General features: G+C 75.4%; 4 protein-coding genes. 1 reads left to right on the forward strand and 3 read right to left on the reverse strand.

Annotated features, from left to right (window positions below; translation table 11 throughout):
- A partial coding sequence (locus FOE67_RS16955) for an RNA polymerase sigma factor (protein WP_228473968.1) occupies positions 1–1,009 on the forward strand: 1,009 nt, incomplete at its 5' end.
- A 170-nt stretch (positions 1,010–1,179) separates the two neighbouring features.
- On the opposite strand, the gene FOE67_RS16960 is transcribed toward FOE67_RS16955, so the two are convergent.
- The 3 genes from FOE67_RS16960 to FOE67_RS16970 form a co-directional block, all read right to left on the reverse strand.
- Complete coding sequence (locus FOE67_RS16960; RefSeq protein WP_182665185.1) at positions 1,180–2,628, reverse strand: FGGY family carbohydrate kinase; 1,449 nt, start codon at positions 2,626–2,628, stop codon at positions 1,180–1,182.
- 8 nt (positions 2,629–2,636) lie between these two features.
- Positions 2,637–3,995, reverse strand: a complete 1,359-nt coding sequence (locus tag FOE67_RS16965) for a cation:proton antiporter (protein WP_228473969.1) — start codon at positions 3,993–3,995, stop codon at positions 2,637–2,639.
- An 82-nt stretch (positions 3,996–4,077) separates the two neighbouring features.
- A complete protein-coding gene (locus tag FOE67_RS16970) occupies positions 4,078–4,560 on the reverse strand; it encodes a cation:proton antiporter regulatory subunit (protein WP_182665187.1) in 483 nt (160 codons plus the stop codon).
- Positions 4,561–4,705: the final 145 nt, after the last annotated feature.

Here is a 4,705-nt window from a genome sequence, read left to right on the forward strand (position 1 = left end):
GTCGTCCCCACCCCCGGCCGACGACCCCCTCGACGAACCGGCGAAAGGTCCCGACGGCGCGGGGGACGACGGTCCCCCCGCCGCCGACGACGGCCCCGCTCCCACCGGTGACCTCTTCCGCCAGTACCTGCGGGAGATCGGACGGATACCCCTGCTCACCGCCGCCGACGAGGTCGAGTTGGCCCGCCGCATCGAGGCGGGGGTGCTCGCCGAGCACAGGCTGGACACCGCGGGCCCCCTCGACGCCCGACTCGCCCTGGACCTCGACCGGTTGGTGGTGCGCGGTCGGCTCGCCAAACGGCGGCTCATCGAGGCCAACCTGCGGCTGGTCGTCTCCGTCGCCAAGCGCTATCCAGGCCGGGGCCTGACCATGCTCGACCTGGTGCAGGAGGGCAACCTCGGATTGATCAGGGCGGTCGAGAAATTCGACTACGCCCGGGGCTTCAAGTTCTCCACCTACGCGACCTGGTGGATCCGGCAGGCCATGTCCCGGGCCATCGCCGACCAGGCGCGGACCATCCGGGTCCCGGTGCACGTGGTGGAACTGATCAACCGGGTGGTGCGCACCCAGCGCGCCATGCTCCAGGAACGCGGTGTGGAGCCCACCGTGGAGGAGGTCGCCACCCGCCTCGACCTCACCCCCGAGCGGGTGGGGGAGATCCTCAACCTCGCCCGGGACCCGGTCTCCCTGCAGGCCCCGGTGGGCGACGAGGAGGACATCCACTTCGGTGACCTCATCGAGGACGCCGACCTGCCCGGCCCGGCCGAGTCCGCCACCCTGCTGCTGTTGCGCGAACAGTTGCACGCCGTGCTCTCCACCCTGGGCGACCGCGAGCGCCGGGTGGTGGAACTGCGCTACGGCCTGTCGGACGGGCGCCCCCGCACACTCGAGGAGATCGGGCAGCTGTTCGGGGTGACCCGGGAGCGGATCCGGCAGATCGAGCACAAGACGCTCCACAAGCTCCGCACCCACACCTACGCCGGTCAGTTGCGCGGCTACCTCGACTGACGCGGACCGGCACGGTACGGAGCCGTACGGAGCCGGGTCGGACATCCCGTCCCGGGGCCCGGACCCCGGGACGGCCGGTGCCGCCGCCGGTTCCCCGCCCGCCTCCCCGGGGCGGGGAACCGGCGGCCCGACCCGGTGAGGGGCGGCGCGCCCCTCACCGCGCGGCCCGTTCAGTCCCCCTGCGGGCCCAGCGCCCCGGGGTGGCGCTCCTCGCGGACGGTCGTGAACTGCTGCCGCACCGCCCGTCCCACCGCCAGGGCCTCCTCGTCGGGGCGCAGCGTCTCGCCCCGGGGCGAGGGCCAGGTCGGTGGTTCGGCCGCCGAGGGGGGATTCTCCGAGGCCACCAGCGCCCACGCCGCCTGGCGGGCCGCGCCGAGCGCCGCCCAGTCGGCGGGTTCGGGCACCACCACCTCCGCCTCCAGCAGCCCCGGGGCCAGCGCCCGTACGGCGGGCAGGTGGGCCATCGGCCCCAGGAGGAAGACCCGGCCGATCCGCACCCCCCGCGCGCGCAGCACCCCGGCGGCGTCCGCCACCCCGCACAGCATTCCCTCGAAGGCGGCCCGTGCCAGGTGCTCGGGCCGCATGCTCTCCCGCCGCAACCCGGCCAGCGTCCCCGCCGTGTGCGGCAGCGCCGGGACCCGCTCGCCCGCCAGGTACGGCAGCATCACCAGCCCGTGGGCGCCCGGGGTCGAGGCCAGCGCCAACGCGGACAACTCCTCCGGGGAGCGGCCCAGCAGGTCCGAGGTGCCGCGCAGCACCCGGTTGGCGTTGAGCGTGCGCACCACCGGCAGGTGCAGCCCGGTGGCGTCGGCGTAGGAGGTGATCAGCCCCGCCGGGTCCGGGACCGCCGTGCCGTGCACCGCGCAGATGGAGGCGGAGGCACCCAGGGAGATCACCGCGTCGCCCGACCCCAGCCCCAGCCCCAGCGCGGCGGCCATGGTCTCGCCGGTCCCGGCGGAGATCAGCAACCCCTCGGGGGTGCGCCCGGCCGCCTCGGCCGGGCCGAGCACGGTGGGCAGTTCGGCGGGACGGCCCAGCGCCAGTTCCAGCAGGTCGGGCCGCCAGCGCTCCTCGGTCGGCGACCAGTAGCCGGTGCCCGAGGCCCCGCCCCGGTCGGTGGTGAACCGCTCCGGACGACCCAGCAACTGCCACACCAGCCAGTCCTGCGGCTGGAGCACCGCGGCGGTGCGCCGGGCGAGTTCCGGCTCGGCGCGGGCCAGCCACGCCAACTGCGCCACCGGATGCCCCGTCTGCGGAACGGCCCCCACCGCGCCGGTCCACGCCGCCGTGCCGCCCAGCGCGTCGATCAGATCGACCGCCGCGCCCTGCATCCGCTGCTCCTCCGAGAGCGCGGGACACACCGGGTTCCGGGCGCCGTCCAGCGCCACCACCGCCTGCTGGCGGGCGGCCACGCCGATGGCCGACACGTCTTCCAGAATGCCGCCACCGGCGGCCTCCCCCAAGGAGAGGAGCCAGGACTCGGGAGGAGCCTGCCCTGTGGTGGGGTGCTCGGCGTGTCCGTGCCGCAGCACCTCCCCCGTCTCGGCGTCACAGACGACGATGCTGGTCCAGCCGGACGAACTGTCCAGGCCGGCGACGATCCGCGTGCCACTGCCCATGGCACCGATCATGCACCATCGCGGTCCCCGTCGGGGCGCCCGTGACCTCCGCCCTCGGCGCCGCGGACGCCCGCCCGGGCGGTGTCGGACACCGGTCCGGGCTCGTGCGGGTGCCCCCCGAGGGGCTCCCCTCCCCCGGGGAAGGGGGCCGGGGCGACGCCGGCGGCGACCTCGCCGGGCCCCGGCACCACGGCGGGGGCGGTGCGGCCGGCCGGCCCGGCCGGGCCGCCGAAGACCCGCGGCAGCAACCGCGTCGCCGCCGGCTCGGCGTAGCGCGCGGTGAAGGTGCCGAGGATCACCATGATGAGCACGTACGCCGTCGCCAGCGGCGCGATGCGCGGTTCCACCCCGGTGGCCAGCCCCGCGATGACGATGGAGAACTCGCCGCGTGCCACCAGGGCGCCGCCGGCCCGTATCCGGCCGCGCGGCCCTATGCCGGCCCGCCCGGCGGCGTACCAGCCGGTGACGAGCTTCGTGAGGGTGCTGACCAGGGCCAGCAGCAGCGCCGGGACCAGGACCGCCGGGATCTCCCCGGGGTCGGTGGACAGCCCGAAGAAGACGAAGAAGACGGCGGCGAACAGGTCCCGCAGCGGTGTCATCAACCCCCGGGCCCGGTGCGCGACCTCCCCGGAGAGCGCGATGCCCACCAGGAACGCCCCGACCGCCGCGGAGACCTGCACCCGCTCGGCGACCCCGGCCACCAGCAGGGTGAGTCCGAGGACCACCAGCAGGAGCATCTCCGGGTTGTCGGAGGCCACCGCGCGGCTGATGATCCGGCCGTGCCGCAGTGCCAGGTACAGCACACCGCCGGCGGTGCCCAGGGCCACCAGCAGGGTCACGCTCGCCCCGGCCAGCCCCAGCCCCGCCAGCGTGGCGGTCAGCAGCGGCAGGTAGGCCGCCATGGCCAGGTCCTCCATCACCAGCACGCTCAGCACCACGGGCGTCTCACGGTTGCCCAGGCGTTTGAGGTCGGTGAGGATCTTGGAGATCACCCCGGAGGAGGAGATCCAGGTGACGCCGGCCAGGGCGATCGCCCCCACCGGCCCCCAGCCCAGCAGCAGCGCGGCCACCGCTCCCGGCAGCGCGTTGAGCACGAAGTCCACCAGGCCGGAGGGGTACTGTCTGCGGAGGTTGTCCACCAGCTCCGAGGCGCTGTACTCCAGCCCCAGCATGAGCAGCAGCAGGATGACGCCGATCTCGGCGCCCACGTGGAAGAAGTCCTCGCTGGCGCTCAGCGGCAACAGCCCCCCGACGCCGAAGGCCAACCCGCCGAGCAGGTAGAGCGGGATCGGGGACAGGCCCAGTCGCCCGGCGAGGCGACCCGCCAGGCCCAGGCCCAACACGACCGCGCCCAGCTCGATGAGCATCACGGTGTCGGTCGCGGACCCGGATCCGGTCCCGGAGGCGATCGTGAGGGGGCCGGCGGTCGACACCGTGACGTGCATGCGGTCAGCCTCCGGAGATCAGGTCGCTCAGGTCGCCGACGCCCTCGCGGGTGCCCACGGCCACCAGGGTGTCCCCGGCCTCCAGGCGGAAGTCCGGACCGGGGGAGGGGTGGGCCCCGGTGCGGCGCAGCACCGCCACGATCGAGGCACCGGTCCGCGTGCGGGCCCGGGTGGCGCCCAGCGGACGGCCGCTGTAGGGGGAGTCCCCGCCCACCGGTATCCGCTCGGTGACCAGGTCCACGCCGGGCTCGGTGGGCAGCAGGCCAGCCCCGTCGGCGTGGCCGGGCGCCATCAGCTCGGCCAGCCGGGCGGCCTCCTCGCGCTCCAGCGGGACCGTGGCCTGGCAGGCGTCCGGGTCGTCCGGCGAGTAGAAGCCGATGAACCGCCGGCCGTCGTCGTGCACGACGACGGCGATGTGGCGGCCGGCCCGGGTGAGCAGGTCGTACTGCACGCCCACGCCCGGCAGGGGGGTGCGACGGGTGGTCATGATTCGCCTCCGGGGCGTCCGGTCGGCCGGGGTCACGACCCGGCTCGTCGTGGCCGACGCCTGCGCCGCACAACGCTACCGGGCCCTCCGCTCTTCCCGCCGCCGGGGCGGGAGCCCGCGGTGGGCACGGCGGGGTGGGGAGTCG

Origin of the sequence: Streptomyces calidiresistens, assembly GCF_014141525.1 — a bacterium.
Classification (GTDB): domain Bacteria; phylum Actinomycetota; class Actinomycetes; order Streptomycetales; family Streptomycetaceae; genus Streptomyces; species Streptomyces calidiresistens.

Bases quoted from the DNA above. Each gene is read 5' to 3' on its own strand.
- FOE67_RS16965 (WP_228473969.1), bottom strand. From the start codon at position 3,995: ATGCTCATCGAGCTGGGCGCGGTCGTGTTGGGCCTGGGCCTGGCGGGT.
- FOE67_RS16970 (WP_182665187.1), bottom strand. From the start codon at position 4,560: ATGACCACCCGTCGCACCCCCCTGCCGGGCGTGGGCGTGCAGTACGAC.
- FOE67_RS16960 (WP_182665185.1), bottom strand. From the start codon at position 2,628: ATGGGCAGTGGCACGCGGATCGTCGCCGGCCTGGACAGTTCGTCCGGC.